Raw genomic sequence first — 26,062 nt, 5'->3', positions numbered from 1 at the left:
ATAAAAAGAGTAGATGGTTTAAATACTGGTTTTTTAATAATTACTACAACTAATAATTACTACAACGCTGAATAATGATAAGAATCGACATAAAAAAACCAGCCGAAGCTGGTTTTTTGTTTATTCACTTATTTCTTTTTACGATCTAGAGCAGGGTCTTTAATTTCAACATAGGCATTGTTGCGTATTTCACGTAACCAGCTGTCCAGTTCAGTGTCAAATTGACGCTCACCTAAAATCTGACGTGCCATACGTTCTTGTACTTCATGTGTCATGTCTTGTTGACGTGTATCTGTTACTTGCAGGATGTGCCAACCAAACTGAGATTGGAAGGGTTTGCTGATTTCACCTTTCGCTGTTGATTTCATCATCGCTTCAAATTCTGGAACCATAACACCTGGGCTAACCCAACCTAAACTACCACCATTGGCAGCAGAACCGGTGTCATTCGAGAATGTTGAAGCCAAGACAGCAAAATCTTCACCTTTTTGCAGGCGGTTATACAAGCTGTCTATCATTTGTTTTGCGTTTTCAGGACTCACCACTTCAGAAGGTTGAATCAAGATATGGCGAGTTTGGTATTGTGGAACAATGGCTTTTTGTTCGCCACCTTTACGGTCAACCAATTTTAAAACATGAACGCCATCACGTACTGAAATCAGTTCAGTGGTTTGACCGACTTGTAAAGGTGCTACACGTGCAGCAAGTTCATCTGGAATATCAGATAAGTTGCGGAAGCCCATATCTGCACCGTCAACTTTAATGTCTTTAGTGCTGTATTTGCTGGTAATCGCTTTAACATCGTTGCTTGTTGCCAGTTCTTTGCGAATGTCTTCAGCGATTTTAACGGCATTATCACTGCTAGCAACGCGTACATGTAAGACGTGGACTTGATTACCTAGCGCAGCTTGACCTTGTGGTGAACTTAAGAAGTTTTTCACATCTTGGTCACTGATTTGAATGCGAGAAGTGACTAACTGTTGGCGTAGGCGTTGTAACGCGATGTCTTCAGCGATACGTGCACGTAAACCAGCATAGGTATTTGGTGCAACAGCATCTAATTTTTGCTGAAACGCTTCTAAGCTTGGAGAACCTGCGTCTTTTGCAACTTTAAGTACGGCTTCATTGAGCGATTTTTCATCCGCTTTGACGTTATAGCGTTTCACTTGTTCAAGCTGTGCTTGGCGCGTAATCAGCTGTTCTAAAGCTTGTTGCTGCAAGTATTCGGTCGGTGGGACGGTTTGTTTTTTTGCTTGAAGTTGGTGAGTAATTTCGGCAATGCTTTGATCAAGATCACTACGTAGAATCACGCTATTGTCAACGACAGCTACAATTTCATCTTTAGGTTGCGCAGCAGCAAATACAGATACAGAAGTCGATAGGCAAAGTGCCAAAGCTGACGCTTTAAAAATTTGTTTTAACTGTTTTGTCTTCATTAACGTTCTGTCCAAGATTGATTAATATTGTTAAAACCCAACACTCGGTTTTCAAGCAAAGAGGTTAATTTATTGTTGAAGCCACCTAAACCTTTTAGGGTGAACTCCGCCATAATGGCACGTTTTGGTTTAACATCTGAAGATGTTACATCATCTAAATCGTTATAGTACGAACGACCATAAACTGAAACACCCCAGCAGCATGACTCGTAGTTCACACCAAGTAAATATTCACGCGCAATACTGTTGTCGAGGTCATATTGTGCATGACCGATAATACGCCAGTTATTGTGAATAGGTTGAATAAACGATGCTACTGCTTGGTCATAGCTGTCTTGGCGGTTCGGAATGTCTTTACGATAGAAATAACCGACATTGTATAAATTGCCTTTATTTCCTGTGTAATACATTTGAATATCGCGCTGAGCATTATCACCATTCGCCATCCATGCAGAATTGGCATTGACACTGATGCTGTCAGATAGCTGGCTAGAAATGCTCACGACAGGGCCAGTATGGCGTTCGGTATCAAATTTATCAGAGACGTTGTTTAGCGTGACGCGACGGTCTTCAAAATAGAAGCTTTGACCAACACTGGCTTTTAAACGCTCAAGACCTACATCATCAAATAAACTATAGCTTAAACCTAGAGATGCGAAGTTGTTGTCTTCTAAACGGTCATTACCGTAGAAGCGACGCGGGCTAAATAATTGGTCATAGTTAATTGACGCTGTGGTTGAGTCAAAGTTCGGGTTAGTGTCTTGGTTTTTGTATGGAGAATACGCATAGAAGAAGCGAGGCGTTAAGGTTTGTAGATAACGACCTTCGCGCTCCATCACAAGACCCGCATCTAAAGTGAATTGCGGTACAACGACCGATTTACTTTCATTTGATGAACTAATGTTTTGTGCATTAACGGTGTCTTGATCGTAAATGGTGTTGACGTTACGAATCGTTGCTTCAGGAATCACAAATGACCATGGGGTACGATAGTTATAACGTACACTAAAGTCGTTATAAATACGCGCGCCGCTTGGCTCATACATTGGCGAATCGACAGTGCTGCTTGGAATATCGTTGCTACGTAAGTTCTTTTTGAAGTAAGCCGTATCATTGTTAAATTCGTACTGTAAGCCGAGCGGATTACCAGTCTTGTAGTTCAGTAGGAATTGTGGCAAGCGCGCATATGGACGGTCTTCATCACTGACAGTTTTATCCAGTGTTTGGAAGTCTTCCACTTTAAGCTGTGCTTTTAGGCCAGGGATACCATTTTTATAATTGAGTTCCCATGCACGGCGTAAGTTCAGGTCAGTTTTTGAGTTTGGATTATTATTGAGATCTGAGAAATAGTCTTTATCAGATGCATAATTGTATTCTAAATTTGTCGTGAATTGATCGTTAATTTTCCAGTTATGTAGGAAATGTAAGTCTTTACGATCCTGATCATCATACTTTTGGTCGGATGGTAAATAACCCCCCCACACCATCCCTGAACCAAAGTTTTTGGTCAAATAACGGAATTCACCTTCCATCATTGCGCCACGGTCTGCAATATAACGTGGTGTTACTGTAGCATCATAGTTTGGCGCAAGGTTTAGGTAAACTGGTACTGCAAGTTCAATACCGCCATCATTGGTAAAACCAAAGCTTGGGGTCAAAATACCTGTGGTACGGCGGTCATCAATCGGGAAGTTGAAGTAGGGCACAGCCATCACAGGTACGTTTTTTACATATAATGTTGTACCTTTGGTTTCACCGCGGCCAGTTTCTTGATTCAGCTTAATTTTGTCTGCTTGAATTTTCCACGTTGGTTTTTCATCGGGTGGACAGGTGGTATAAACCGCATTTTCTAATTCAAGGGTTTCGGTTGAAGTACGCGAAATTTTTTCAGCACGACCATGCGCATGCTGCTGTTCAGCAATAAAGAAGCTGTTATTTAAATCACCCTGTTGGGTTTTTAAATTGTAATCAATCGAATCACTTTGCGAAATCAGCCCAGACTGTGCCATTTGCACGCGGCCAGAAGCATTGGCATAAGTTTGGGTTTTATCAATTTTGATTTGATCGGCACGAATTTGACGACCTTCTTGGTCAATCAGAACATTACCTTCAAGAATGGAATCGCCATTCGGGTCAAAATGACCATAGTCTGCGGTAATGGTAGAGGTTGCATCTTCAGGTGCGACTGCTTTCGTTGTTGGAGCAACTGGGGTAATCCAGGTGCCTGTACAAAACGCAGAACTTAATTGATTGGTGTTGCGAATCTGTGCTTCAGGTGCAGATTTATCGACATAATATTGTTCGAAGAACTGCTGCCCCGGATAAGCTTCTGAAATGCTTTGTTTGAGTTGTTCTGTATCGTCATCCGTGGACGGGTTTGAAACAGGTGCTGCATAGCTTGGTAACGAGCTACCACATAGAAGGGTTAAGATCGCAGTCGCTAAAGGATTAAATTTAAACTGATGCTTCATTTGTCTCATTAACCAGGTATGCTTAATCGCAATTAATTATTGTCGCATCATAGAGAAAAAGTTGATAAGTAGCTACACTTAGCACTTTAAAAACTCAGCCTGTATTAGAATTTATCGCAAATGAATACACAACGTGAACAATTGATACAAACATGGATTTCATCTGTACTCGGTTCAGATCAATTTGAAATTAACTTCTTAGCAGGCGATGCAAGCTTCCGTCGTTATGCACGAATCAAATTGAATAATAAAACATTTATGCTCATGGATGCACCACCAGAAAAAGAAGATTGTGGTCCTTTTGTGTCGATTGATGAATTTTTTGATGCACATGGCGTGCGTGTACCACATATCATGGCCAAAGACCTCGATCAAGGCTTCTTATTGTTAGAAGATTTTGGTGATGTTTTATTGTCCACGTTGTTGAATGATCAAACCGTAGACGCACATTATGCTCAAAGTTTTAAACAGTTGATTCAATTACAGTCAATTGATGGTACTGCTCATTTTCCTGCATATGCCTATGAAAAGCTGATTTCTGAAATGGAGCTGTTAACCGATTGGTTATTGCCATCTCTACAAGTGCAGCCTACTGAAGAAGAATCGGCACTGATTAAACGTACCTTTGCTATCTTAGCCAATGCTGCATTGGCTCAGCCTCAAGTGATTGTGCATCGTGATTTTCATAGCCGTAATTTGATGGTACTAGATGGTGAGCAAGATCAGGGCGTGATTGATTTCCAAGATGCTGTGATTGGTGCAGATACTTATGATTTGATTTCTATTACACGTGATGCCTATGTGCAGTGGAATGCAGTTCGCGTTTATGCATGGTTTAAGACGTTCTATGATTTGTTGCCTGCATCGGCTAAAGATGGTCGTAGCTTTGAGCAATTCAAACAAGACGCCGACCTGATGGCGATTCAACGTCATATCAAAATTTTAGGTATTTTTGTGCGCTTATTTGAGCGTGATGGTAAGTCAGGTTATCTCAAAGATTTGCCGCGTGTGATGTGGTATTTACTTGAAGAAAGTAAACCATATGCAGAATTACAACCTTTTATGCAATTTATTCAGGCTAAAGTATTGCCGAAATTTGAAGCCAAATACGGCACTTATGAGGTTGTTGCATAATGAAAGCCATGATTTTAGCGGCGGGTCTCGGAAATCGGATGCGCCCTTTAACATTGTATAAGCCAAAGCCTTTGCTTGAAGTGGGTGGAAAACCACTGATTGTTTGGCATATAGAAAAGTTAAAAAAAATAGGTGTCACTGAAATCATCATCAATTCTGCATGGCTTGCAGATATCCTGATTGGTACTTTGGGTGATGGTTCGCAGTTTGGTGTAGATATTCGTTGGACACGTGAAGCGGAAGGTCTGGAAACAGCCGGTGGCATTATTAATGCTTTACCTTTGCTTGGGACAGAACCGTTTATTTTAGTCAATGGTGACGTTTGGACGACCTACGATTTTTCAGCTTTGCTCAATATTGAGCTAAAAGATGACTTGGCACACTTGGTCTATGTGACTAACCCAACGCAACATCCAAAGGGTGATTTTATCTTGGATGCTGGGCGTAGTTATACCTTTGAGCAAGAACATGCAGGCGAGGCACTCACCTATAGCGGAATCGCAGTTATACATCCAAACATGTTTAATGGATTGGAAGCGGGTAAGCGTCCGCTCGCACCTTTATTGAAACAAGCTATGTTGGATGGAAAAATTTCTGCAGAGAAAATGCAAACTGCGTGGGTTGATGTTGGCACACCTGAGCGTTTAAGTGATCTAGATCTACAGATTCGCCAAGGCATGTACGATTAAGTGCATATTCGCTAAGCGTTAGCTACTGTTCCACGGCTTAGAAATCGGTATACTTCAGTTAATTTTTATTGAGATGTCTTCTTTATGCATCCTTTTTTTCAAGACTTAAAGCAAGGTAGTCAAAAGCTTGGCTTAGATTTGAGTGAAGAAGCATTAAATCTATTGCTGAAATACCAAGATGCCCTAGTGCTGTGGAACAAAGCGTATAACTTGACCGCTATTCGTGATCCTAAAGAAATGTTGGTTAAGCATTTATTGGATAGCTTAAGTATCCTAAATGATTTGCCTGCAGGTCGTTTATTGGATATCGGTACGGGTGGTGGCATGCCGGGCATGATCATTGCACTGTGTCAGCCTGAACGTGAATGTGTGCTTTTAGATGCCAACGGTAAAAAAATTCGATTCTTAAAACAATTTATTGCTGACTTAAAACTAAAAAATGTCATTGCGGTACAAACACGTGTCGAAAATGAAGACAGCATTAATGAACTGGGGCAGTTTGATGTGATCACCAGTCGTGCTTTTGCATCGTTAACGGATTTTGTGGATGCGTCTAAACCGTATATGCATGCGCAAAGTATTATCGCGTCGATGAAAGGCTTAATTCCTGAAGAAGAAGTTGAAACACTAAAAAGTGATTTCAAGATTGATATCGTTGCATTAAAAGTTCCACGACTTGATGAGCAGCGTCATTTAATTTTTCTTAAACGTATTTAAAATTTTCAAAGGACTGGGGTTACCATGGCTCAAATTATTGCGATTGCAAACCAAAAGGGTGGCGTAGGTAAAACCACAACGGCTGTGAACTTGGCTGCATCTTTAGCCATATTAAAAAAACGAGTTTTACTTGTGGACATGGATTCACAAGGCAATGCCACGATGGGTTCGGGCATTCAAAAAAATGATTTGTTGTATTCAGTCACGGATGTCTTACTTGGTGAAGTGCCGATTGAAACCGCCATATATAAAGCGGAAGTGGGCTATAAAGTTTTAGGTGCAAACCGTGACTTGGCCGGTGTTGAACTGGCGATTGCGGATCAAGACGGTCGTGAGTTTATTTTGCGTGAAGCGTTGGCAAGTGTTGAAAAAGACTTCGACTATATTATTGTCGATTGTGCGCCAAGTTTAAGTTTGATCACTGTCAATGCACTTGCAGCGGTACGTGCGGTGCTGATTCCAATGCAGTGTGAATATTATGCATTGGAAGGTTTGGCTGACTTAACCCAAACCATTGACCGTATTCAGCAAGCTTTAAACCCAGATCTAGAGATCGTGGGTGTGCTTCGTACCATGTACGATGCGCGTAATGCCTTAACACGTGATGTGTCTGCTGAGCTTGAACAATACTTCGGTCAGAAACTTTATGACACGGTCATTCCGCGAAATATTCGTTTGGCTGAAGCGCCTGCGCACGGTTTACCAGTAATTTATTTTGAAAAAAGCTCGAAGGGTGCAGTTGCTTATTTGAACTTGGCAGCTGAGATGTTAAAAAAAACCAAAGTAAAAAAAGGAACTAAAGCATGACCGTAAAAAAACGCGGACTGGCTAAAGGTCGTGGTCTGGATGCCTTACTCGGCTCAATCCAAAAAGAAAAACTACAGCTCGAAGCAAAAGCTTTAGATCATGGACAGTTAAAACAAATTGATGTGCATTTATTGAAACGTGGTGAGTATCAACCGCGTCGTTTCATTAAAGAACAAGATTTACAAGAACTTGCTGCATCGATTGAAAAGCATGGTGTCATGCAGCCAATCGTGATTCGTCCTGTAGAAGATGAAAAGCATCCCTACGAAATTATTGCAGGTGAGCGTCGTTGGCGTGCGGCTCAGCTTGCAGGTTTAACTGAAGTTCCTGCCATTGTTCGTGACTTGAGTGATCAAGTGGCAATTGCCTTGGCATTGATTGAAAACATTCAACGTCAAGATTTGAACCCAATCGATCAAGCCATGGCTTTACAACGCTTCCATGACGAGTTTGGTTTAAGTCATCAAGAGATTGCCGATACGGTAGGTAAAGCACGTACCACAATTAGTAACTTGCTACGCCTCTTGTCTTTAGCGGATCAAGTCAAAGACTTTATGCAGCAAGGTTTGCTCGATATGGGGCATGCACGTGCGATCTTGACGTTAAAAGCCAAAGATCAGCTTAAAGTTGCTGAAATGGTGATTGAAAAAAGTATGTCTGTACGTCAAACCGAACAATTTGTTCGTGATTTGAATGCACCAAAACAACAAAAAGCGAAACCAAGTGTTTCATCAGACATTCAGCAACTGACACAACGTCTCTCTGATCGTTTCAGTGCAGATGTGAAAATTGATCATAATAAACAAGGGAAAGGCAAGCTGGTGATTAGCTACCATACTCTTGAAGAGCTAGATGGCATTTTAAATATTTGTCTAGCTGAATAATTTTTAAATTCGATTTATTGGGGAAAATCAAATGTGGGAATTAGTCAAAGCGGGCGGGTGGTTAATGATCCCGCTCGTCATTTGTTCGATCTTTACGGTAGCCATTACCATTGAGCGTTTTATTCGTTTAAAAAAATCAATGGTGTTACCAAAAGACTTGATGATGAATGTAAACACATCGGTGAAAGATGTGGTGCAGCAGCTAAAGCAAAGTCCAACTTTACAACAAAGTACATTGGGTCGTGTATTGGGCGCAGGTTACGCTAGTAAAGATCAAAACGAGCAATATGCACGTGCGCAAATGGAAGTCACAGCGTCACAAGAAATTGGTTATTTAGAAAAAAATATCAACTTTTTGGGCACTTTAAGCGCTGTTGCACCTTTACTAGGTTTGTTGGGTACGGTGATCGGTATTATTGAAGCATTCTTAATGATTGATATAGGCACCAATAGTGATCCAGTATTGATGATGCCGGGTATTTCTAAAGCCTTGATTACCACTGCTGCCGGTATGTTAATTGCGGTACCTGCATTATTTGCACATCGCTATTTCCAACGTTTGGTTCAGGAATATGTGGCTGAGTTAGAACAGCAGTCGACGTTATTTCATGCCGCTTTGTTTTATAAAAAAACACCTGAAGTAGAAAGTCAGGACATTCAGAAAGCCAGCTGAGTGGAGACTGCGCATGAAATTTAAACGTCGTCAGGTTGAAGATATTCATATCAACCTCACACCGATGATTGACTGTTTGATGTTTATTTTGGTGTTCTTGTTGCTCTCGACTACCTTTAATCAGATGAGTCGAATGAACCTCACTTTGCCAGATGCACAAGGTGTTCCACCTAAAAACTATGATCAAAAAATTGAAGTTGTGGTGGATTCATCAGGCCATTATTCTGTCAATGGTCAGTCATTGGCCAGTAAAGAAGTTTCTGATTTGAATACTGCAATTAAACAGACAGCCAATGATCGTCGTGATTTAATGTTTGTGATTGCCGCAGATGCAAAAGCAACACATCAAGATGTGATTCGGGTGATGGATGTTGCAGGTCAACTTGGATTTGTGAATGTCAACATCAGTACTAAAGTTCCAACTCGAGGTTATTAGTGAAGCACGATTTTAAGGTCTATTTACGCCTATTAAGTTATTTAAAACCTTTTTGGGGAATCGGCCTGCTGGTTTTGCTTGGTTTCGGTATTAATGCTGCGACAGAAGTTTCTGTCGCAAAATTATTGGAACGCATTATTGAAGCCATTCAAAACAAAGATCAAAGCTTTACAACCTTATTTCCACTCTTGGTGGTTTTATTGATGTTCTTCCGTGGACTCGGTTTGTTCATGGGGGGATACTTTACCGCAGTGATTTCTCGAAACTTAATCTTTAATATTCGTCAGCAAGTGTTCGCAAAACTCATGCGTTTGCCTTCGCAATATTATTTAGATAATTCGAGCGGTCATATCACTGCAAAAATTATGTATAACGTTGAACAGTTGACGGCAGCATCATCTGAGTCACTGAAAACGATTGTACAACAGGGTCTGATTACCATCGCATTATTGGGTTATTTGCTGTATACCAACTGGCGTTTAACTCTATGTATTTTAATTTTTGGCCCAATTATTGGGCTGATCATTCGTAAAGCGTCGAAACGCATGCGTAAATTATCCATGCAAGTACAAAGTACCATGGGTGACGTTAACCATGTGGTGCAAGAGACAGTACAAGGCAACTTGGTAGTGAAGGGCTTTGCAGGGCAAGATTATGAACAAAAACGTTTTTATGAAAGCTCAATGGAGAACTTACGCCGCGGCTTAAAAATGGTTGTGGTGCAGCAACTCAATAGCCCAATTGTTCAGCTGATTATGTCGATCGCGCTCAGTATCGTGATGTATATCGCGCTACGCCCAGAGATTCTACAAGATACAACAGCAGGTGAGTTTGTAGCGTATATCACTGCCGCAGGTATGCTGAGTAAGCCGATTAAAACCTTAACGGATGTCAATGAAAAACTACAACGAGGCATGGCAGCAGCTTATTCAGTTTTTGAATTGCTTGATATGCCTGAAGAAGTAAATAACGGCACGCTTAAGCCTGCTTTGAAAGGTGATGTCGAATTTAAAAATGTTAATTTGATCTATGCCGATGGTCACCATGCGATTCATGACTTCAATTTAAAAGTGAATGCAGGGCAAACTGTTGCATTGGTTGGGCGTTCAGGTGCAGGTAAAACCTCACTGGTCAATCTGTTGGTGCGTTACCAAGAGGTATCCTCAGGCCAATTGTTGCTTGATCAGCATGATATTCACGACATAGAGCTCAATAGCTTGCGTACTCAGATTTCGATGGTCAATCAGCAAGTGGTTTTGTTTAACCGTACAGTGCGTGAAAATATTGCTTATGGTCAGCTCGAGCATGCAACAGATGAACAAGTCATTGCTGCTGCTAAAGCTGCATTTGCACATGATTTTATTATGGATTTACCGCAAGGTTATGACACGCCATTGGGTGCACAAGGGTTAAACCTGTCTGGTGGACAACGTCAACGGATTGCGATTGCTCGTGCGATTTTGAAAAATGCACCGATCTTAATTTTAGATGAAGCGACCAGTGCGCTAGATAACGAGTCTGAATTTTTCATTCAGCAAGCATTTGACGCTGCGATGCAAGATCGTACCACGATCGTGATTGCGCATCGTTTATCGACCATTGAAAATGCAGACTGTATTGTGGTGATGGATAAAGGGCGTATTATTGAACAAGGTTCGCATACGGAATTGATGGCACAACGTGGTGCATATTACCAACTTCATCAGCGTAATTTTGAGGAAAATTAAGTCATGTCTTTTACACAATTGATTCAGGATGCTTGGAATGAACAGGCAAAGTGGCTCGTTGTGTTTAGACCTTTGTCATGGCTTTATCGTGGCGGCTTTTTACTCAATAAAAAACTCTATCAATCAGGTATTAAGCAAAGTTATAAAGCGCCTATTCCAGTCATGGTCATTGGAAACATCACAGTGGGTGGGAGTGGTAAAACCCCATTACTCATTCACTTGGTCAGTTATTTAAATAGCTTAAAGCTGCGAGTTGGTGTGATCAGTCGTGGCTATGGTGGTCAAGGACCATTTCCGGCCTATGTAGATTTAGACTCGACGGCTGAAATCGTGGGTGATGAACCTAGCTTAATTGTTCAATCTACTGGCGTTCCAATGGCGGTCGGTCCTAACCGCCAGCAAAGTATCGAGTTGCTGCTCTCTAAGCATGAATTGGATTTGATCATTTGTGATGATGGTTTACAGCATTGGGCGCTTCAACGTCAGCTGGAGTGGATCGTACTGGATAATAACCGTGGTTTAGGCAATGAAAAATTATTACCCGAAGGTTATTTACGTGAACCGAAAAAGCGCCTTGCCAGTGGAACGGTCATTGAGCATTCAGCAGATCCAAGTTCTCCACTGAATATGCACCTAGAAGCGGCGCAGCCTTATTTGCTCAATAAAGATCTTGTGACAACATTTGATGCAAATAAAGATTTTTATGCTGTGGTGGGTATCGGCTTTCCGCAACGATTTTATAAAACCCTTGAAAACATGGGGATTCATCAATTTCAATGTCATGAATTCCCAGATCATTATGAATATGAACTGAGTGATTTGCAGTTTGAAGATGCCAATCCCATCATTACCACTGAAAAAGATGCAGTGAAAATTTTAGCGATCCTCAAAAATAATCCAGATTTTAAAAGAGAAATATGGGTTGTTCCTGTAGATGCAGTGTTATCACCTGCGTGTTATGAAACTTTGCATGCGCAGTTGAAACAACTGGGTCTGAAACTTCCCGAAGGCATTTAATTTATGAAACATATTGTTATTCCTGCACGTTTTTCAAGTTCACGTTTACCAGGTAAGCCATTGCTTGAAATTCACGGCCGTCCGATGATTTTACGTGTAGTCGATCAAGCCAAAAAAGTTGCAGGATTCGATGATCTTTGTGTTGCTACAGATGATGAACGTATTGCCGCAGTGTGTCGTGCGGAAGGGGTTGATGTGGTATTGACCTCTACAGAGCATCCATCTGGGACAGATCGTTTAAGTGAAGTTGCGCGTATCAAAGGTTGGGCAAGTGATGACATTATTGTCAATGTGCAGGGTGATGAACCTTTGCTTCCCGCTCAATTGGTAAAGCAAGTTGCACAATTACTCGTTGATCAGCCGACATGTTCAATGTCGACACTCTGCGAGCCGATTCATAGTCTAGATGAGTTTCAACGTGACAGTATCGTCAAAGTGGTGATGTCAAAGCACAATCAAGCGCTGTATTTCAGTCGTGCGACTATTCCGTATGACCGTGATGGTGCAAAGCTAGCTGAACAAACCTTGCATGATCAGGCTTATCGTCATTTAGGTCTTTATGCATACCGCGTAAAACTGCTTCAAGAATATGTCACTTGGGATATGGGGGTGCTAGAAAAATTAGAAAGCCTTGAACAATTACGCGTTTTGGAAAATGGTCACCGTATTGCCATTGCTGTGGCAGAAGCGAACCTACCACCGGGCGTAGACACTCAAGCTGACCTTGATCGTTTGAACCAAATGGATGTTTCAAACTTCGAATAAGGTTAAACGATTTATGCAAAATGACATTGTGGCGCAAGTGTACCCTTGGCAGCAAAATACATGGAATACATTAACCAGCCGTTTTCCACAACTGGGACATGGCGTGCTTTTGTATGGCAAAAAAGGCTGTGGTAAAGAGGCATTTGCAAAACAATTTCTTGCTTGGGTGCTGTGTCAAAAACGTGATGAGCGAACTGAGCCATGTGGTGAGTGTGGGAGTTGCCAGTGGTTAAAGTCAGATACACATCCAAATTTTGTCCATATCAGTACAGATGAAGACAATAAAAAGCAAAACGCCAAAATTAAAATCGAGAAAATTCGTGATTTATTGCCTTTTGTACAGCAAACCGTAGACGGTTGGCGAGTTGTGTTGATTGAGCCTGCTGAAGCATTAAACATTGCATCATCAAATGCATTGCTGAAAACATTGGAAGAGCCGGGCGAGCGGATTGTGATTATGTTATTGGCAGAGCATTATTTGAAATTGCCGGCAACCATTCGCAGTCGAATGCAGCACTATGCATTGGATCGTATTGAACCGGAACAATCACAGCAATATTTACAGCAGCATTTGCCCGATAGTGGTGAAACCCAGCGCAAAGTTCTCATGAACTTAGCTAGTCAAATGCCATTACAAGCGATTTCATTGGCAAGTAGTGAATGGCTAAATATGCGCCAAGAGTTTCTACAAGATTGGCAAAAACTTGTGACACAAAAAAATATGCCGATGGCAATTGCGACCAAGTGGAATAAAGCTCTGAGTTTTAGTGATTTTAGTCAAATGTTTGAATACTTGTTGTCCGATATAATTTGTGTCAAGCTAAATCAATCCATAAAAAATATAGATTTGGATTTTGGGGTGTTGGCAGAGCAATATTCGCTCGAAACACTCTTTGGGATTTATACAGAATTACAGCAGTCTAAGCAGTTCATTGAGCAGAACGTACAGGGGAATCTGGTCGTAGATGAGCTTTGCATCAAACTGATGAATGTTTAATTAAGGGGAAACATCATGCAACCACGTATGGGCGGGATCGTTCACGCTAATATTCCAGATGTGGAAACACTTTTTGCGAGCTACATGCCTTATGTCGTTGGTGGCGGTTTATTTGTACCATCAAAGCAAGCTGTGAAAATGGGTGATGAGGTTTTCTTATTGGCGACTTTGCCTGAACAAAGTATAAAAATTCCTTTGACAGGGAAAGTGATTTGGATTTCGCAAAAGCAAAATGGCATTAAACCACAAGGCTTTGGAATTCAATTAAGCGGCGAAAAAGGCGTTTATTTCAAAACAGAAGCAGAACGTTTACTTGCAGGGCTTAAATCTGAGGGGCGTAGAAGTTACACTATGTAGTTACAACAGTGAAGACTTGTAGGTACATATTGTGTTTGTAGATACCCATTGCCATTTAACCATGCTTGACTTAAGCCCTTATGAGGGTAATTTAGATCTTGCATTGGATCAGGCTCGTCAAGCCGGGGTCTCAAAATTTATGAGTATCTCGGTTGATCTAGATGACCATATCGAACTTTCAAAAATTGCATCACGTCATGCTGATGTGGGTTATTCCGTTGGGGTTCACCCATGTGAAGATCCTGCAACGATGGCTCGGGCAACAGAAGAATATCTCATTGAATTAGCACAACCTGAAAAGGTTTGGGCGATTGGTGAAACAGGGCTGGACTATTTTCATAGTACAGACTTTATTGCAGAGCAAAAAGAATGCTTTGCCCGCCATATTCACGCATCACAAGCTGTAAAAAAACCAGTGGTTGTTCATACCCGTTCTGCAAAGCATGATACGGTGGATATTATCCGTGCAGAGAAATCCACTCACGGTATTTTGCATTGTTTTACTGAAGATTGGGAAACGGCAAAAGCGGTCTTAGATTGCGGTTATTACGTGTCATTTTCAGGCATTGTTTCTTTTAAAAATGCACAAGATTTGCGTGATGTGGCCAAGCAAGTGCCACTGGATCGAGTGCTCATTGAAACAGATAGTCCATATCTTGCACCGATGCCCTATAGAGGAAAGTCTAATGAACCAAAATACGTTCCTTATGTAGCCAAAGCCTTAAGTGATGTATATGATAAGTCAATTGAAGAGATGGCTTTCATTACAATGCAAAACTTTGAAAATCTCCTCAATCTTAAGTAAATAATTTGAATTGATATAAGAGTAAGAGAGTATAGGGTGAAGATGGATCGTCAAGCTCAGTTTAGAGCAAGAGAGGCATTAATTTTCCAAGTGGCAGAGCAGCTGCTATTGGAAAATGGCGAAGCAGGGATGACACTAGATGCGCTAGCGGCAGAACTCGACTTGGCAAAAGGGACGTTATATAAACATTTTCAAAGTAAAGATGAACTATATATGTTGCTCATTATTCGTAATGAACGCATGTTATTGGAAATGATTAAAGACACCGATAAAGCTTTTCCTGAACACCTTGCTTTCTTTATGTTGCATCACTTACATCACCCAGAACGTACAGTGTTGTTTCACCAAATTGAAGAGCGTTTATCGACAACGGGTGTGGGTATTCAGCACTTGTTTAGTGAACTATATCAAGTGCGCAAACAACGCCTACGATTGATCATTCGTATGACTGAGCGTTATTTGGAGTCGATTCAAAGTAGCATGCCAGTACGTGATTATCTTGCTTCGATTTGGTCACTTACACATGGCGCCGCAGCAATTTTGAACTCTAGTTTTTATCAGCGTTATTTGGGTTCAAGAGACACCTTGCGGGTTGCTTATATTGATCAAGCCTTGGCCTTACCAAAACAAGTGCATGCGGTTGCTCAATTCGCTTAAAGGCTGCTTATGAAAAGTGCATCACCATCATCGGTTCGTGGATTCACCCTCGTAGAATTGATGGTGGTGATTGTGATTATGGGCATCATGGCCTCATTGGTGCTTTTAAATATCGGTGGGACAGATCAACGCAAAGCCATGCAGGCACGTGAAGTGTTTGTAATGGATCTGAAACGAATTTTACGCGATGCAAATGATCAAGCTTTGATATTGGCCTTACAGCAAAACGCTGGAACGGATGTCAACACGCAAAGCTATGCGGTACAAGAATATTTACCAGAACAAAAACGTGTAGAAAATAGTATTTTAAATCAGAATAATAAATGGCAAAACTATAAAGATTTTGAAACCCGAGTATTACCTGAAAATGTCTCTTTTACGATTCAGCCTTTAGATCAGCAGTATGCAAATGCCAATAATGATGATTTGTTAAATACCAATGCACCCAAGTTGATTTGGTTGGGCAATGGTGAGGTAAAGCCTGTGCGTATACAGTTTTATTTTGAAGAACGTCCCATTGGTAATGAAATCGAAATCGATCATTTAGGGAAAGTTAATGCGGGCTAAAGGGTTTACACTACTTGAAGTCATGGTGGCATTGGCGATTTTTGCGACTGCGGCAATGGCTTTGTCTAATGTTGCGATGCAATATACACAGTCGACAGCACACGCAATTTTAAGAAATAAAGCACAATTTGTCGCGTTGAATGAAATCGCTAAGATGGAAATCAATCGTGAATGGATGACGGGTACTGCATCTAAACAAGTCACTGAACAAGGCGAACAATGGCAAATTGACAAAAAAGCCCAAGCCACCATTAGTCCAAATGTACAACGGATTGATATCCAAGTGAGTTTGATGAATGCTGAAACAGGCGATGTTGAAGCAGGGATTAGCAGTTTGGTGTTCTTTAACTATAAGGCTCCGTTGGATGAAAATAATAACTAGAAAAAAACGTACATCTCAAGATATGCCTGTGCTTGTACAGCAAGGAATGAAGAATCAAGCAGGATTTACCTTAGTTGAGCTTTTGGTTGCGATTGCTATTTTCGCAGTGCTGTCTGCTTTGGGTTGGAAGGTTTTTGATTATGTCTCGAAAGTGAAGGAACGAAACGCAACCCATGAGGCAAGGCTGAGTCAGTTGCAAGATGCCCATCAGCAAATTCTCAGAGACACAGTACAAGCTGTGCCCTTAACTGCCAATATTAATGGAGATATTCAACCAGCGTTAGTATTGCAAAATGGCCGATTTAATTTCAGTAAGACAGGTGTCACTGATCCATTAAATCAGGGCATTGCACCTGACGAGCGAGTGGAATATCAATACAAAGCTGATGAAAAAAAATTGTATCGGCTAAAATTTAAAAATCTCAACCAAACGGGGCATGATCAGCCAGATTCGAGTGTTTTACTGGATAATATTGAACAATATAAAATCACGGTACTCAATCCAAATGAGTTGGACAGTTGGCCAGATTCAGCTGCAGATATGAATAATGAAAAAACCATACAACTGTTACCACGCGGTATCAGGATGCAACTCACAGTCGATGGGACAGACTATGAATGGCTATTCAGTTTGTTAAATACTGATTTTTTATTGGATAAAAATAAGAATGGTTAACGGTCAGGTTGTGGGGTCATTTGAAGTTCGGAGTTGCTTATGAAACAGCAACGCGGCATTGCTTTATTAACCATCCTGATGATGGTGGCTTTGGCAACCATTGTTGCAGCAGGCATCGCAAAACAACAAGCCAATACTTCTGAAAATACCGCCTACGTGATGCGCCAAAATCAATCGATGTTATATGCGAAAAGTGCCGAAGCATTTTTTGCCGAACTTCTGGTAAATGATGCTGAAAATGCAGGGCAGGTGGATCATTTACAAGAAAATTGGGCTCAGCCTATGCCAGCCTTTCCTGTGGAAGGTGGAACTGTTGCAGGTGTGCTCCAAGATGAATCTGGCAAATTTAACCTCAATAGTTTGGTTTCAGAGGAGGGTGTGGTAAATGACAAAGCAAAGTTATGGTTTGAAAAAATATTGCAGCGTGTTGGTTTACCCGCAGAATTAAGTCAAGCTGTGATCGATTGGCAAGATGAAGATGATGAGACCTCTGGCCCGATGGGAGCTGAACTGGCGTACTATCGTGGTTTAAATAATGCGGCACTACCGCCAAATGCAAAATTTCATAGTGTGGAAGAGTTGAAATCAGTCCGTGGTTTTGAAGGTGCTCAATATAAACTGATTGCACCCTATGTGAGTAGCTTGCCCTCGCATGAAACAACGGTAAACATTAATACCGCTCCTGCATTTTTGTTGGCAACCATGGATGATTGTTTAGATGTCAATGCAGTCGAACAAGCTTTGCAACAAAAAGCTGCCAAATTTGAACATTTTGAAAATATCAATGATTTATGGGCAATGGAGCCATTTGCACAGGTGAGCACAGAAAATCGAGAAGTTTTAAACTCACAATTGGGTGTGCAGTCGAACTATTTTAAAGCGCAAATTGAAATTATTTTAAATGAAAGAAAGCGTCAATTTACCAGTGAGTTAGTGCGAAAAGATAAAGATGTATATGTGGCTTTTCGCAGTATGGCACCATTTTAGGTCTTAAATATCGCTAAATTTTCATGATGCCTTTTCCCAATTGTGCTGAACAGCAAAATTAATGCCTCTTGTTAGACTTTTGCATTATAATCTCTGAGAACCCATAGATTATTTGATTGCATTACGACATATGTTAATTCGTAAGTTATTTAAGTTTGAAAACGCGCATATCGTGCGTAATTGCACGTCAGACCGCTGCAAACGTTCCATTCATGGACACAGTTATAAAGTCGAACTATTACTCAAAGCGTCGAAACTTGACCATGGACAAATGGTTTACGATTTCGGTTTGCTCAAAGGGGTTATTAAAGACTTATTTGACAGTTTTGATCACGCGATTTGTTTTTGGCAACACGATGATGCTGAGTACATTCGTGCCTGCAAACAGTTCAGTGCACGTTGGGTTGAACTACCCGTATCGCCCTCAGCAGAACAGTTTTCACGAATCTTCTTTTATTTAGCACAACAAGTTCTAAAATCAACAGAAACTCAAAATGGTGAGGGTGATGTTGAGGTGTATTCTGTGATTGTGCATGAGACAGACACAGGCTATGCGCAAAGCTTCTTAGAAGATATCAACAACGCACAAATGGGGTTGTTGCAGTTAGATCAAATTATCTTCTCCGAACAGGTTCAGTCGGAATGGAACGATACCCAGATGTATGAAAAATTAAAACAGGGTCAAAAATTTTTAAACCCTGCAGTTGATTTACAAGTTAAAATTTAAGTAAATATTTGGTTTTATTAGGATTGGTTAACAGTGATGTCTTTAACAGAAGAGCAACAAGCAAAACTCGCTAAAGTGCAGCTTGAGCCTAGCTGGAAATATGCCCTAAGTGAGTTTTTGCTTAGCCCCCGCATGGATGAGTTAAAAGACTTTCTGCTACAACAAATCAAACAGGATAAAGTGATTTATCCACCGAATCCGCTGATTTTTAATGCCTTAAACACGACGCCTATGGCAAATGTAAAAGTGGTGATTTTAGGCCAAGACCCGTATCATGGGCCAAATCAGGCACATGGCTTGAGTTTTTCGGTACAAAAGGGGGTTGCATTACCACCTTCTTTACGTAATATTTTCCATGAGTTAAATACCGACCTTGGGGTACCTGTGTCAAAACATGGGGACTTAACACGCTGGGCAGAACAAGGTGTTTTGCTTTTAAATGCGGTACTGACTGTTGAGGCTGGGCAACCAACTTCACATCAAAAACGTGGCTGGGAAGATTTTACAGACCATGTGATTGATGTTTTAAATGAACAACGTGAGCATATTGTCTTTATTTTATGGGGGGCATATGCACAGCGTAAGGGACAACGCATTGACCAAAATAAGCACTTGGTGCTAAAAGCCGCGCATCCATCTCCTTTGGCTGCAAACCGCGGTGGATTTTTTGGTTGTAAGGTGTTTTCAAAAAGTAATAATTATCTTAAACAAAATGGCATTGAGCCAATAGACTGGCAGCTGGACGCATGACTTATTCTCCCGTTTCAAAAAATTATCACCCGGATCTGATTGTTGAAGAAGCGAAAAAGGGCTGGCGCATTGTTCGCTTGAATCGCCCAAAATCGCTTCATGCATTAGATGAATCAATCTGCACAGCGTTGCTTGAAGTGTTTCAGGACTTTCAACACGATGATGCTGTAAAAGCGATTTGGTTAGATTCCACTACGCCGAAAGCATTTTGTGCAGGTGGTGATGTACGCAAATTGCGACAATTGGTGGTCAATGATGAAGTTGAAACGGCGAATAAATTTTTTGAACAAGAGTATGCCCTAGATTTGCTGCTGCATAATTATGCAAAGCCGATTTTGGTTTGGGGCGAAGGTTATGTGATGGGTGGTGGTCTAGGTCTATTTATGGCCGCACCTTTCCGTTTGGTGACACCTTATTCACGTTTAGCAATGCCTGAAATTAATATCGGTTTGTATCCAGATGTGGGTGCGACGCGTTTCCTTGCTGACCGTGGTGCCATTGGGTTGTTTACTGGGTTAACGGGCTCAATTATGACCGCAGCAGGTGCTTATGGTATCGGTTGGGCAACGCATATTTGTGATGCACAGCGTGATAACGTACTTGAAACTGTCATCAATATTGATTGGGATCATTATCCAGCAGGCGATTTTCGTGCCATTGATGACACTTTAAATAGTATGCATCGTCCTGTGGGGCCGGGGCCATTACAAAATTCATTGGATGTGATTCAAAGTGTGTGCCGTGGGCATAATTTTGAACATGACTATGAATCAATTATTGGTTTAAGCGATGCGCGCAGTGATTGGCTACGCCAAGCCAGTGAAAATCTACAAAAAGGTTCACCTGCAACCGCAGCATTAACATGGTTGTTGTGGCAGTGGGGCAAGCAAGTGCATTCTTGGAATGAAGTGTTTGAACTAGAAACCCAAATTTCGGATTGGAAAATTCGTCACGCGGACTTTGTTGAAGGTGTGCGCGCCCGTCTAGTCGATAAAGACCTCTCTCCAGAATGGAAAAAAGGTACAGATCTTTCCCTCAAAGGAATTCTGGCTGATGAGCCTCCTGTAACCAATATTGACAGTTGGAATGTACTGTTAAGACAGTATGGTGTAATTTAATTAATTGATGTCTGAACAAAATCTATATAGTGATGAACATTGGATGCAGCTTGCTTTCGAGCAGGCTGCACAAGCTGCCGAATTGCAAGAAATTCCTGTAGGCGCAGTCATTGTGAGTCAAAATCAAGTCATAGGTGCAGGGTTTAATGCGCCGATTTCTCTGAAAGATCCCACCGCACATGCGGAAGTACAAGCTTTGCGACAAGCTTGTTTGAATATCGATAATTACCGATTACCTGACGACGCAACTTTATATGTAACTTTAGAGCCATGCACAATGTGTGTGGGTGCTTTGGTACATTCAAGAATAAAACGAGTGGTATTTGCGACGACTGAGCCTAAAGCAGGTTCTTTGGTCAGTTCGCGTCAATTATTAAATTCAGGCTACTATAATCATATCTTTGAGTTTGAGCATGGTTGCCTACAAGAGCAATGCTCCCAACAATTAAGTGATTTTTTTAAAATGCGTCGTGAACAAAAACGACTGATGAAGTTACAGGAAAAAGCCACTTTGACTGAACTTAATTTAAAAAATCAAGTAAACTCTACTGACAATTAATATTGTCAAATAATATAGGGTACACCATGAAATCCATTCAAGTAAAAAAAGAATTTAATGCACCGGTCAAGCAAGTTTTTGACTTACTTTCAAAACATTCGACCTATAACGTGGCTTTTGCACCGATTCAAGTGGTGCGCGTCAAAGATTCTGCAGATCCTGAACGTCCTGATGGTGTGGGTTCTGTACGTCGTATGGGCTTTGGGCCAGTGAAGCCGTTACAAGAGCAAATTACCTTGTTTGAGCCAAACCAACGCATTGAATATAAGATTATTAAAAACCCACTGGTGAAACATCATTTGGGTGTGATTCAATTCGAAGCGATTGATGCTGCGCGTACTTTAGTCACTTATACGATTGAATTACAGGCGCGTGCGCCATTCGTTAGTCAATTAATCCTTGCGCAACTGAAGTCAGCGATTAAAATTGGTTTTTCAAAACTTGCAAAAACCGTATAAACAAAAGTGGAAGAGCAATGACAGTTCAAATCATTACAATTGATGGCCCAAGTGGCTCAGGTAAAGGAACATTGGCAGCAAAAATTGCGGCACATTATCAGTTCCACTTACTCGACTCAGGTGCGTTATATCGTCTGTTGGGATTGTCATTGCATAAGCAAGACTTAATTGATGCATTAGACTCAAAGCTCGATGAATGCGTAAAAATTGCAACAAATTTAGACATACAATTTGTGACAAATGAAGCAGGTGTTTCGGTGCTTTTAGATGGTGAAGATGTCTCAAAAGTTATCCGTACTGAGAGAGTCGGAGAGTTTGCCTCAAAAGTTGCTGCAATTCCTGCACTTAGAACTGCGCTTTTAGAACGTCAGCATGCCTTTGCCCAAGCACCTGGTTTGGTTGCAGATGGCCGTGATATGGCAACAACGATTTTTCCAAATGCCCAAGCCAAGATTTATTTAACGGCTTCTGCTCAGTCCCGTGCGGAGCGCCGTGTAAATCAGTTGCAGGCTATGGGCGTGGATGTTAAAATAAACGACATTTTAGCTAATATCGAAGCGCGTGATAAGCGAGATATGGAACGCACAGTCGCTCCACTCAAGCCTGCGCCAGATGCTTATTTCATTGATAGTTCAACTTTGAGTATTGATGAAGTATTCACGCTGATGACGAATTACATCGATCAGCAATTAGCAAACTAAAGAATTTTCAGCAGAAGCATAGCTTGATCAGTCTTATATGGACTATGTAGACGCTTAATTAAACCGGCCTTGTCTGATCCAAGACCGCTGACTTTACTAGGTATATCATGACCGAATCTTTTGCAGCCCTCTTTGAAGAAAGCGAATTAAACCTCAACGTTGAAAAGGGTGCTGTCATCCAAGGCGTTGTAGTAAATATCGACTCTGACTGGGTAACAGTTGACACTGGCCTTAAATCAGAAGGTATTGTTGACCGCGCTGAATTCTTAAATGAACAACGTGAACTTGAAGTTCAAGTTGGCGACACTGTTGACGTAGTTGTTGAAGCTCTTGACAACGGTATGGGTCAAACAGTTTTATCACGTGAAAAAGCGAAACGTGCTGAAACTTGGACTAAACTTGAAAAAATCTTTGAAGACGGCGAAATCGTTACTGGTGTTATCTCTGGTAAGGTTAAAGGCGGTTTCACTGTTGACATCGGTCCAGTTCGTGCGTTCCTTCCAGGTTCTTTAGTTGATACTCGTCCTATTCGTGATACTACTCACTTAGAAGGTAAAGAGTTAGAATTTAAAGTAATCAAACTTGATGCTAAACGTAACAACGTTGTTGTATCTCGTCGTGCTGTTATGGAAGCTGAATCTTCAGCTGACCGTGAAGCTCTTCTTGCTCAGCTTGAAGAAGGTCAAACAGTTACTGGTACTATTAAAAATCTTACTGACTACGGCGCGTTCGTTGACCTTGGCGGTATTGATGGTCTTCTTCACATCACTGACATGGCTTGGAAACGTATCAAGCACCCTTCAGAAGTTGTTGAAGTTGGTCAAGAAGTTACTGTTAAAGTACTTAAATTCGACCGCGAACGTAACCGCGTATCTTTAGGCCTTAAACAATTAGGCGAAGATCCATGGTTAGCGATCATGAACCGTTACCCTAAAGGTTCTATCGTTAAAGCTCGTGTAACTAACTTAACTGACTACGGTTGCTTCGCTGAAATCGCTGAAGGCGTTGAAGGCTTAGTACACGTTTCAGAAATGGACCACACTAACAAAAACATCCACCCATCTAAAGTTGTTCAGATCGGTGACGAAGTTGACGTTATGGTTCTTGAAGTTGATGAAGAGCGTCGTCGTATTTCTCTTGGTATCAAACAAACTCGTGCTAACCCATGGGAAGAGTTTGCTAAAGAACACGACAAAGGTGAAAAAGTTTCAGGTACTATCAAGTCAATCACTGACTTCGGTATCTTCATCGGTTTACCAGGCGGTATCGATGGTCTAGTTCACTTGTCTGACATTTCTTGGAACGAACAAGGCGAAGAAGCTATCCGTCGTTACAAGAAAGGTGACACAGTTGAAGCGGTTATCCTTTCAGTAGACGCTGAAGGCAACCGTATCAGCCTTGGCATCAAACAAATGAACAGCGATCCGTTCAACGATTTCTTAGCTGCTAACGAACGCGGTGCGCTTGTTAAAGGTACTGTAACTGCAGTTGACGCTAAAGGCGCTACTGTTAAGTTAGCTGACGAAGTTGAAGCGACTCTTAAAGCATCTGAAATCAACCGCGACCGCGTTGAAGATGCAACTAAGTTCCTTGAAGTTGGTCAAGAAGTTGAAGCTAAAATCATCAACGTAGACCGCAAATCACGTTCTATCAACTTGTCTATCAAAGCGAAAGACGAAGCTGAAGAAAAAGAAGCAGTAGCTAACTTGAACAAGACAGCTACAGCAACTTCAGACAATGGTCCTAAGACTATTGGTGATTTGATCAAAGCTCAAATGAACCACTAAGTAAGTGTTTGAATTGTATTATTAATGTAAATTAATTAATATATTTTACACAATTACTGTAACGGTAGCGTAGTAAGTGATTATTACGCTACCGTTTTGTATTTAAACAGGTTATTATCAGGAAACTGATCCTAGGTAGCTTGATAATTAAAGAGGTCGCAGATGACTACTGAAGCACTTAATAAGTCTGACTTAATAGAGCGTATTTCTCTTAAAAACCCACACTTAGCTGAACCCTTAGTGGAAGAGGCCGTTAAGATAATGATCGATCAAATGATCGAAGCTTTGTCTACAGACAACCGAATTGAAATCCGTGGTTTTGGTAGTTTTGCATTACATCACCGTGAACCACGTGTGGGTCGTAACCCAAAAACAGGTAAATCAGTTGAAGTGGCAGCAAAAGCTGTACCACACTTTAAACCTGGTAAAGCATTACGTGATGCGGTAAACGAATCTGCAAACTAATTCAAAACATTGTTAGGGGTGTTTATGCGTTACGTATTGGTCGTAATTCTACTGGTCCTATTTGGATACTCATTGGCTTTGGTTCTGCAAAACGGAACTGAACTTTCAGTCGATTTGTTGTTTACACAAGTGCCTGCAATGCGTTTAGGGCTTTTATTGCTATTAACCTTGTCATTAGGTTTGGTGTTAGGTCTTTTATTGGCAGTGCAAGTATTTCGAGTATTTCAAAATAACTGGGAAATTAAACGTCTACGTAAAGATATTGACCGCCTACGTAAAGAGCAAATTCAAACTGCTCAACTGGCTGCTGCTGAAGCGGCTGCACATACGCGTCATGAAAAGACAGTTTTAGATATTGATGCGAATGAGCGTCCTTCTAACCCGTTATAATTGGGTTTTAGAAGTAAATTAACTACTTTTATGAGTAGATTTAAATTTTATATTTAACACTCCGGTGGATCATCGGGGTGTTTTTTTATGGGCTGAAAAAATAATACGCTTATCTCAAATAAAATAATGAGATAGCTCAATTCAAATTAATCATTTCAAATAACATGAGTTTTATGACTTTCTGATCAAGTTGAATACATCTATAATGCACTAATTTTGTCAAAATGAAGGGTAAGTCTCTTGAGTATCATCGTTGCACTAGATGCTAAAAGCCAATATGACGCACTTACAATTGCAGAGCAGTTAGATCCTGCATTATGTCGAGTTAAGGTTGGTAAAGAGTTATTTACCCATGAGGGTCCAAGTGTCGTTAAGGCCTTGCATGATAAAGGTTTTGAAGTATTTCTAGATCTAAAATTCCATGATATTCCAAACACCACAGCGCAAGCAGTTTGTGCAGCTGCGGATATGGGTGTGTGGATGGTCAACGTTCATGCATCAGGTGGTCGTAAAATGATGGAAACCTGTGTAGAGCGCCTAAAAGCAGGCAATTACAATACTCAGCTGATTGCTGTTACTGTTTTGACCTCGATGGGTCGTGAAGATCTTGCGGATTTAGGTTTAGATGTTGAACCCTTTGAACATGTGAAACGTCTTGCGACTTTAACGAAAGAAAGTGGTTTAGATGGTGTAGTGTGTTCGGCACAAGAAGCAAAAATGCTGCGTGAGACTTTGGGTGCTGAGTTTGCTTTAGTGACACCGGGTATCCGTCCTGCGGGTTCTGCTGCTGATGATCAAAAACGAATTGTGACACCTAAACAAGCCATGCTCGATGGTTCTACACATTTGGTGATTGGTCGTCCGATTACCAAATCGGAGAATATGCGTCAGACTTTAAAAGATATTTTAGCGACACTTTAATA

At 41.1% G+C, this 26,062-nt stretch carries 30 protein-coding genes; 28 read left to right on the top strand and 2 right to left on the bottom strand.

Going from position 1 to position 26,062, the window contains the following annotated elements:
* Positions 1–128: 128 nt before the first annotated feature.
* Together MST16_RS10305 and MST16_RS10300 are read right to left on the bottom strand one after the other, a co-directional pair.
* On the bottom strand, positions 129–1,436 hold the full coding sequence (locus tag MST16_RS10305; RefSeq protein WP_180010298.1) for a peptidylprolyl isomerase: 1,308 nt from the start codon (positions 1,434–1,436) through the stop codon (positions 129–131).
* The gene (locus MST16_RS10300) at positions 1,436–3,907 is read right to left on the bottom strand and encodes an LPS-assembly protein LptD (RefSeq protein ID WP_180003089.1); all 2,472 of its coding nucleotides are present in this window, start codon (positions 3,905–3,907) and stop codon (positions 1,436–1,438) included. Before MST16_RS10300 ends, MST16_RS10305 begins: the two co-directional genes overlap by 1 nt.
* Positions 3,908–4,027: 120 nt before the next feature.
* Between MST16_RS10300 and MST16_RS10295 the strand changes: the two genes are divergently transcribed.
* From MST16_RS10295 to pyrF, 28 genes are all read left to right on the top strand, one after another.
* Positions 4,028–5,041, top strand: coding sequence for an aminoglycoside phosphotransferase family protein (locus tag MST16_RS10295; RefSeq protein WP_180010299.1), 1,014 nt, complete (start codon positions 4,028–4,030; stop codon positions 5,039–5,041).
* Entirely contained in the window at positions 5,041–5,730 is a 690-nt protein-coding gene (murU, locus tag MST16_RS10290) for an N-acetylmuramate alpha-1-phosphate uridylyltransferase MurU (protein WP_180010300.1), read from the top strand. The genes MST16_RS10295 and murU overlap by 1 nt, the downstream gene beginning before the upstream one ends.
* An 84-nt stretch (positions 5,731–5,814) precedes the next feature.
* Positions 5,815–6,447 carry a 16S rRNA (guanine(527)-N(7))-methyltransferase RsmG gene (gene rsmG / locus MST16_RS10285; protein ID WP_180003083.1) on the top strand — a complete coding sequence of 211 codons (633 nt, stop codon included), beginning with the start codon at positions 5,815–5,817 and terminating at the stop codon, positions 6,445–6,447.
* A gap of 24 nt (positions 6,448–6,471) precedes the next feature.
* The gene (locus MST16_RS10280) at positions 6,472–7,254 is read left to right on the top strand and encodes a ParA family protein (protein ID WP_078188958.1); all 783 of its coding nucleotides are present in this window, start codon (positions 6,472–6,474) and stop codon (positions 7,252–7,254) included.
* A complete protein-coding gene (locus tag MST16_RS10275; RefSeq protein WP_168378888.1) occupies positions 7,251–8,138 on the top strand; it encodes a ParB/RepB/Spo0J family partition protein in 888 nt (295 codons plus the stop codon). Before MST16_RS10280 ends, MST16_RS10275 begins: the two co-directional genes overlap by 4 nt.
* A 31-nt stretch (positions 8,139–8,169) precedes the next feature.
* On the top strand, positions 8,170–8,811 hold the full coding sequence (locus tag MST16_RS10270) for a MotA/TolQ/ExbB proton channel family protein (protein WP_078188956.1): 642 nt from the start codon (positions 8,170–8,172) through the stop codon (positions 8,809–8,811).
* A gap of 13 nt (positions 8,812–8,824) precedes the next feature.
* Positions 8,825–9,247, top strand: a complete 423-nt coding sequence (locus MST16_RS10265) for a biopolymer transporter ExbD (protein WP_180010301.1) — start codon at positions 8,825–8,827, stop codon at positions 9,245–9,247.
* Positions 9,247–10,974 (top strand): lipid A export permease/ATP-binding protein MsbA, encoded by a 1,728-nt coding sequence (msbA, locus tag MST16_RS10260; protein WP_180007340.1) that lies wholly within the window; start codon positions 9,247–9,249, stop codon positions 10,972–10,974. The genes MST16_RS10265 and msbA overlap by 1 nt, the downstream gene beginning before the upstream one ends.
* A gap of 3 nt (positions 10,975–10,977) precedes the next feature.
* Positions 10,978–11,991, top strand: coding sequence for a tetraacyldisaccharide 4'-kinase (lpxK, locus tag MST16_RS10255; protein ID WP_180007339.1), 1,014 nt, complete (start codon positions 10,978–10,980; stop codon positions 11,989–11,991).
* A gap of 3 nt (positions 11,992–11,994) precedes the next feature.
* On the top strand, positions 11,995–12,756 hold the full coding sequence (gene kdsB / locus MST16_RS10250; RefSeq protein ID WP_180010302.1) for a 3-deoxy-manno-octulosonate cytidylyltransferase: 762 nt from the start codon (positions 11,995–11,997) through the stop codon (positions 12,754–12,756).
* A gap of 13 nt (positions 12,757–12,769) precedes the next feature.
* On the top strand, positions 12,770–13,753 hold the full coding sequence (locus MST16_RS10245) for a DNA polymerase III subunit delta' (protein ID WP_180010303.1): 984 nt from the start codon (positions 12,770–12,772) through the stop codon (positions 13,751–13,753).
* A gap of 15 nt (positions 13,754–13,768) precedes the next feature.
* Entirely contained in the window at positions 13,769–14,110 is a 342-nt protein-coding gene (locus MST16_RS10240; RefSeq protein ID WP_111885061.1) for a PilZ domain-containing protein, read from the top strand.
* 31 nt (positions 14,111–14,141) lie between these two features.
* Positions 14,142–14,915 carry a TatD family hydrolase gene (locus tag MST16_RS10235; RefSeq protein ID WP_168378895.1) on the top strand — a complete coding sequence of 258 codons (774 nt, stop codon included), beginning with the start codon at positions 14,142–14,144 and terminating at the stop codon, positions 14,913–14,915.
* Between the two features lie 42 nt (positions 14,916–14,957).
* A complete protein-coding gene (locus MST16_RS10230) occupies positions 14,958–15,572 on the top strand; it encodes a TetR/AcrR family transcriptional regulator (RefSeq protein WP_168378896.1) in 615 nt (204 codons plus the stop codon).
* A gap of 9 nt (positions 15,573–15,581) precedes the next feature.
* Entirely contained in the window at positions 15,582–16,139 is a 558-nt protein-coding gene (locus MST16_RS10225) for a type II secretion system protein (protein WP_180010304.1), read from the top strand.
* Complete coding sequence (gene gspI, locus MST16_RS10220) at positions 16,129–16,521, top strand: type II secretion system minor pseudopilin GspI (RefSeq protein WP_078188947.1); 393 nt, start codon at positions 16,129–16,131, stop codon at positions 16,519–16,521. Before MST16_RS10225 ends, gspI begins: the two co-directional genes overlap by 11 nt.
* A 46-nt stretch (positions 16,522–16,567) precedes the next feature.
* Positions 16,568–17,197 carry a type II secretion system minor pseudopilin GspJ gene (gene gspJ / locus MST16_RS10215; protein WP_180003180.1) on the top strand — a complete coding sequence of 210 codons (630 nt, stop codon included), beginning with the start codon at positions 16,568–16,570 and terminating at the stop codon, positions 17,195–17,197.
* 39 nt (positions 17,198–17,236) lie between these two features.
* Complete coding sequence (gspK, locus tag MST16_RS10210; protein ID WP_180010305.1) at positions 17,237–18,184, top strand: type II secretion system minor pseudopilin GspK; 948 nt, start codon at positions 17,237–17,239, stop codon at positions 18,182–18,184.
* A 130-nt stretch (positions 18,185–18,314) separates the two neighbouring features.
* Positions 18,315–18,911, top strand: coding sequence for a 6-carboxytetrahydropterin synthase (locus MST16_RS10205; protein ID WP_180010306.1), 597 nt, complete (start codon positions 18,315–18,317; stop codon positions 18,909–18,911).
* A 36-nt stretch (positions 18,912–18,947) separates the two neighbouring features.
* Positions 18,948–19,661: a uracil-DNA glycosylase gene (gene ung / locus MST16_RS10200; protein WP_078193660.1), complete on the top strand. Its 714-nt coding sequence runs from the start codon at positions 18,948–18,950 to the stop codon at positions 19,659–19,661.
* The gene (locus MST16_RS10195; protein WP_180010307.1) at positions 19,658–20,779 is read left to right on the top strand and encodes an enoyl-CoA hydratase/isomerase family protein; all 1,122 of its coding nucleotides are present in this window, start codon (positions 19,658–19,660) and stop codon (positions 20,777–20,779) included. Before ung ends, MST16_RS10195 begins: the two co-directional genes overlap by 4 nt.
* Positions 20,780–20,786: 7 nt before the next feature.
* Entirely contained in the window at positions 20,787–21,338 is a 552-nt protein-coding gene (gene tadA, locus MST16_RS10190) for a tRNA adenosine(34) deaminase TadA (protein ID WP_111885055.1), read from the top strand.
* Positions 21,339–21,364: 26 nt separating this feature from the next.
* The gene (locus MST16_RS10185; RefSeq protein WP_180010308.1) at positions 21,365–21,796 is read left to right on the top strand and encodes an SRPBCC family protein; all 432 of its coding nucleotides are present in this window, start codon (positions 21,365–21,367) and stop codon (positions 21,794–21,796) included.
* A 17-nt stretch (positions 21,797–21,813) separates the two neighbouring features.
* Positions 21,814–22,497 (top strand): (d)CMP kinase, encoded by a 684-nt coding sequence (cmk, locus tag MST16_RS10180; RefSeq protein WP_168378902.1) that lies wholly within the window; start codon positions 21,814–21,816, stop codon positions 22,495–22,497.
* A 107-nt stretch (positions 22,498–22,604) separates the two neighbouring features.
* Positions 22,605–24,284, top strand: a complete 1,680-nt coding sequence (rpsA, locus tag MST16_RS10175) for a 30S ribosomal protein S1 (protein WP_078188933.1) — start codon at positions 22,605–22,607, stop codon at positions 24,282–24,284.
* Positions 24,285–24,446: 162 nt separating this feature from the next.
* Positions 24,447–24,749 carry an integration host factor subunit beta gene (locus MST16_RS10170; RefSeq protein ID WP_067767464.1) on the top strand — a complete coding sequence of 101 codons (303 nt, stop codon included), beginning with the start codon at positions 24,447–24,449 and terminating at the stop codon, positions 24,747–24,749.
* A 24-nt stretch (positions 24,750–24,773) separates the two neighbouring features.
* Positions 24,774–25,139, top strand: coding sequence for a lipopolysaccharide assembly protein LapA domain-containing protein (locus MST16_RS10165; RefSeq protein WP_078188931.1), 366 nt, complete (start codon positions 24,774–24,776; stop codon positions 25,137–25,139).
* A gap of 240 nt (positions 25,140–25,379) precedes the next feature.
* Positions 25,380–26,060 (top strand): orotidine-5'-phosphate decarboxylase, encoded by a 681-nt coding sequence (gene pyrF / locus MST16_RS10160; protein ID WP_180010309.1) that lies wholly within the window; start codon positions 25,380–25,382, stop codon positions 26,058–26,060.
* Positions 26,061–26,062 lie beyond the last annotated feature (2 nt).

The organism is Acinetobacter sp. YH16040_T (assembly GCF_024605785.1).
Lineage (GTDB): Bacteria > Pseudomonadota > Gammaproteobacteria > Pseudomonadales > Moraxellaceae > Acinetobacter > Acinetobacter amyesii.
This window is presented reverse-complemented; position numbering and strand designations above follow the sequence as displayed.

Coding starts and splice junctions, on each gene's coding strand:
- gspJ (WP_180003180.1), top strand. CDS start 16,568: ATGAAGAATCAAGCAGGATTTACCTTAGTTGAGCTTTTGGTTGCGATT.
- MST16_RS10185 (WP_180010308.1), top strand. CDS start 21,365: ATGAAATCCATTCAAGTAAAAAAAGAATTTAATGCACCGGTCAAGCAA.
- ung (WP_078193660.1), top strand. CDS start 18,948: ATGTCTTTAACAGAAGAGCAACAAGCAAAACTCGCTAAAGTGCAGCTT.
- gspK (WP_180010305.1), top strand. CDS start 17,237: ATGAAACAGCAACGCGGCATTGCTTTATTAACCATCCTGATGATGGTG.
- gspI (WP_078188947.1), top strand. CDS start 16,129: ATGCGGGCTAAAGGGTTTACACTACTTGAAGTCATGGTGGCATTGGCG.
- MST16_RS10300 (WP_180003089.1), bottom strand. CDS start 3,907: ATGAAGCATCAGTTTAAATTTAATCCTTTAGCGACTGCGATCTTAACC.
- MST16_RS10165 (WP_078188931.1), top strand. CDS start 24,774: ATGCGTTACGTATTGGTCGTAATTCTACTGGTCCTATTTGGATACTCA.
- MST16_RS10205 (WP_180010306.1), top strand. CDS start 18,315: ATGTTAATTCGTAAGTTATTTAAGTTTGAAAACGCGCATATCGTGCGT.
- MST16_RS10305 (WP_180010298.1), bottom strand. CDS start 1,436: ATGAAGACAAAACAGTTAAAACAAATTTTTAAAGCGTCAGCTTTGGCA.
- MST16_RS10280 (WP_078188958.1), top strand. CDS start 6,472: ATGGCTCAAATTATTGCGATTGCAAACCAAAAGGGTGGCGTAGGTAAA.
- MST16_RS10270 (WP_078188956.1), top strand. CDS start 8,170: ATGTGGGAATTAGTCAAAGCGGGCGGGTGGTTAATGATCCCGCTCGTC.
- MST16_RS10240 (WP_111885061.1), top strand. CDS start 13,769: ATGCAACCACGTATGGGCGGGATCGTTCACGCTAATATTCCAGATGTG.
- rpsA (WP_078188933.1), top strand. CDS start 22,605: ATGACCGAATCTTTTGCAGCCCTCTTTGAAGAAAGCGAATTAAACCTC.
- MST16_RS10265 (WP_180010301.1), top strand. CDS start 8,825: ATGAAATTTAAACGTCGTCAGGTTGAAGATATTCATATCAACCTCACA.
- cmk (WP_168378902.1), top strand. CDS start 21,814: ATGACAGTTCAAATCATTACAATTGATGGCCCAAGTGGCTCAGGTAAA.
- kdsB (WP_180010302.1), top strand. CDS start 11,995: ATGAAACATATTGTTATTCCTGCACGTTTTTCAAGTTCACGTTTACCA.
- rsmG (WP_180003083.1), top strand. CDS start 5,815: ATGCATCCTTTTTTTCAAGACTTAAAGCAAGGTAGTCAAAAGCTTGGC.
- MST16_RS10230 (WP_168378896.1), top strand. CDS start 14,958: ATGGATCGTCAAGCTCAGTTTAGAGCAAGAGAGGCATTAATTTTCCAA.
- lpxK (WP_180007339.1), top strand. CDS start 10,978: ATGTCTTTTACACAATTGATTCAGGATGCTTGGAATGAACAGGCAAAG.
- MST16_RS10225 (WP_180010304.1), top strand. CDS start 15,582: ATGAAAAGTGCATCACCATCATCGGTTCGTGGATTCACCCTCGTAGAA.
- tadA (WP_111885055.1), top strand. CDS start 20,787: ATGTCTGAACAAAATCTATATAGTGATGAACATTGGATGCAGCTTGCT.
- murU (WP_180010300.1), top strand. CDS start 5,041: ATGAAAGCCATGATTTTAGCGGCGGGTCTCGGAAATCGGATGCGCCCT.
- MST16_RS10195 (WP_180010307.1), top strand. CDS start 19,658: ATGACTTATTCTCCCGTTTCAAAAAATTATCACCCGGATCTGATTGTT.
- MST16_RS10170 (WP_067767464.1), top strand. CDS start 24,447: ATGACTACTGAAGCACTTAATAAGTCTGACTTAATAGAGCGTATTTCT.
- MST16_RS10245 (WP_180010303.1), top strand. CDS start 12,770: ATGCAAAATGACATTGTGGCGCAAGTGTACCCTTGGCAGCAAAATACA.
- MST16_RS10295 (WP_180010299.1), top strand. CDS start 4,028: ATGAATACACAACGTGAACAATTGATACAAACATGGATTTCATCTGTA.
- MST16_RS10275 (WP_168378888.1), top strand. CDS start 7,251: ATGACCGTAAAAAAACGCGGACTGGCTAAAGGTCGTGGTCTGGATGCC.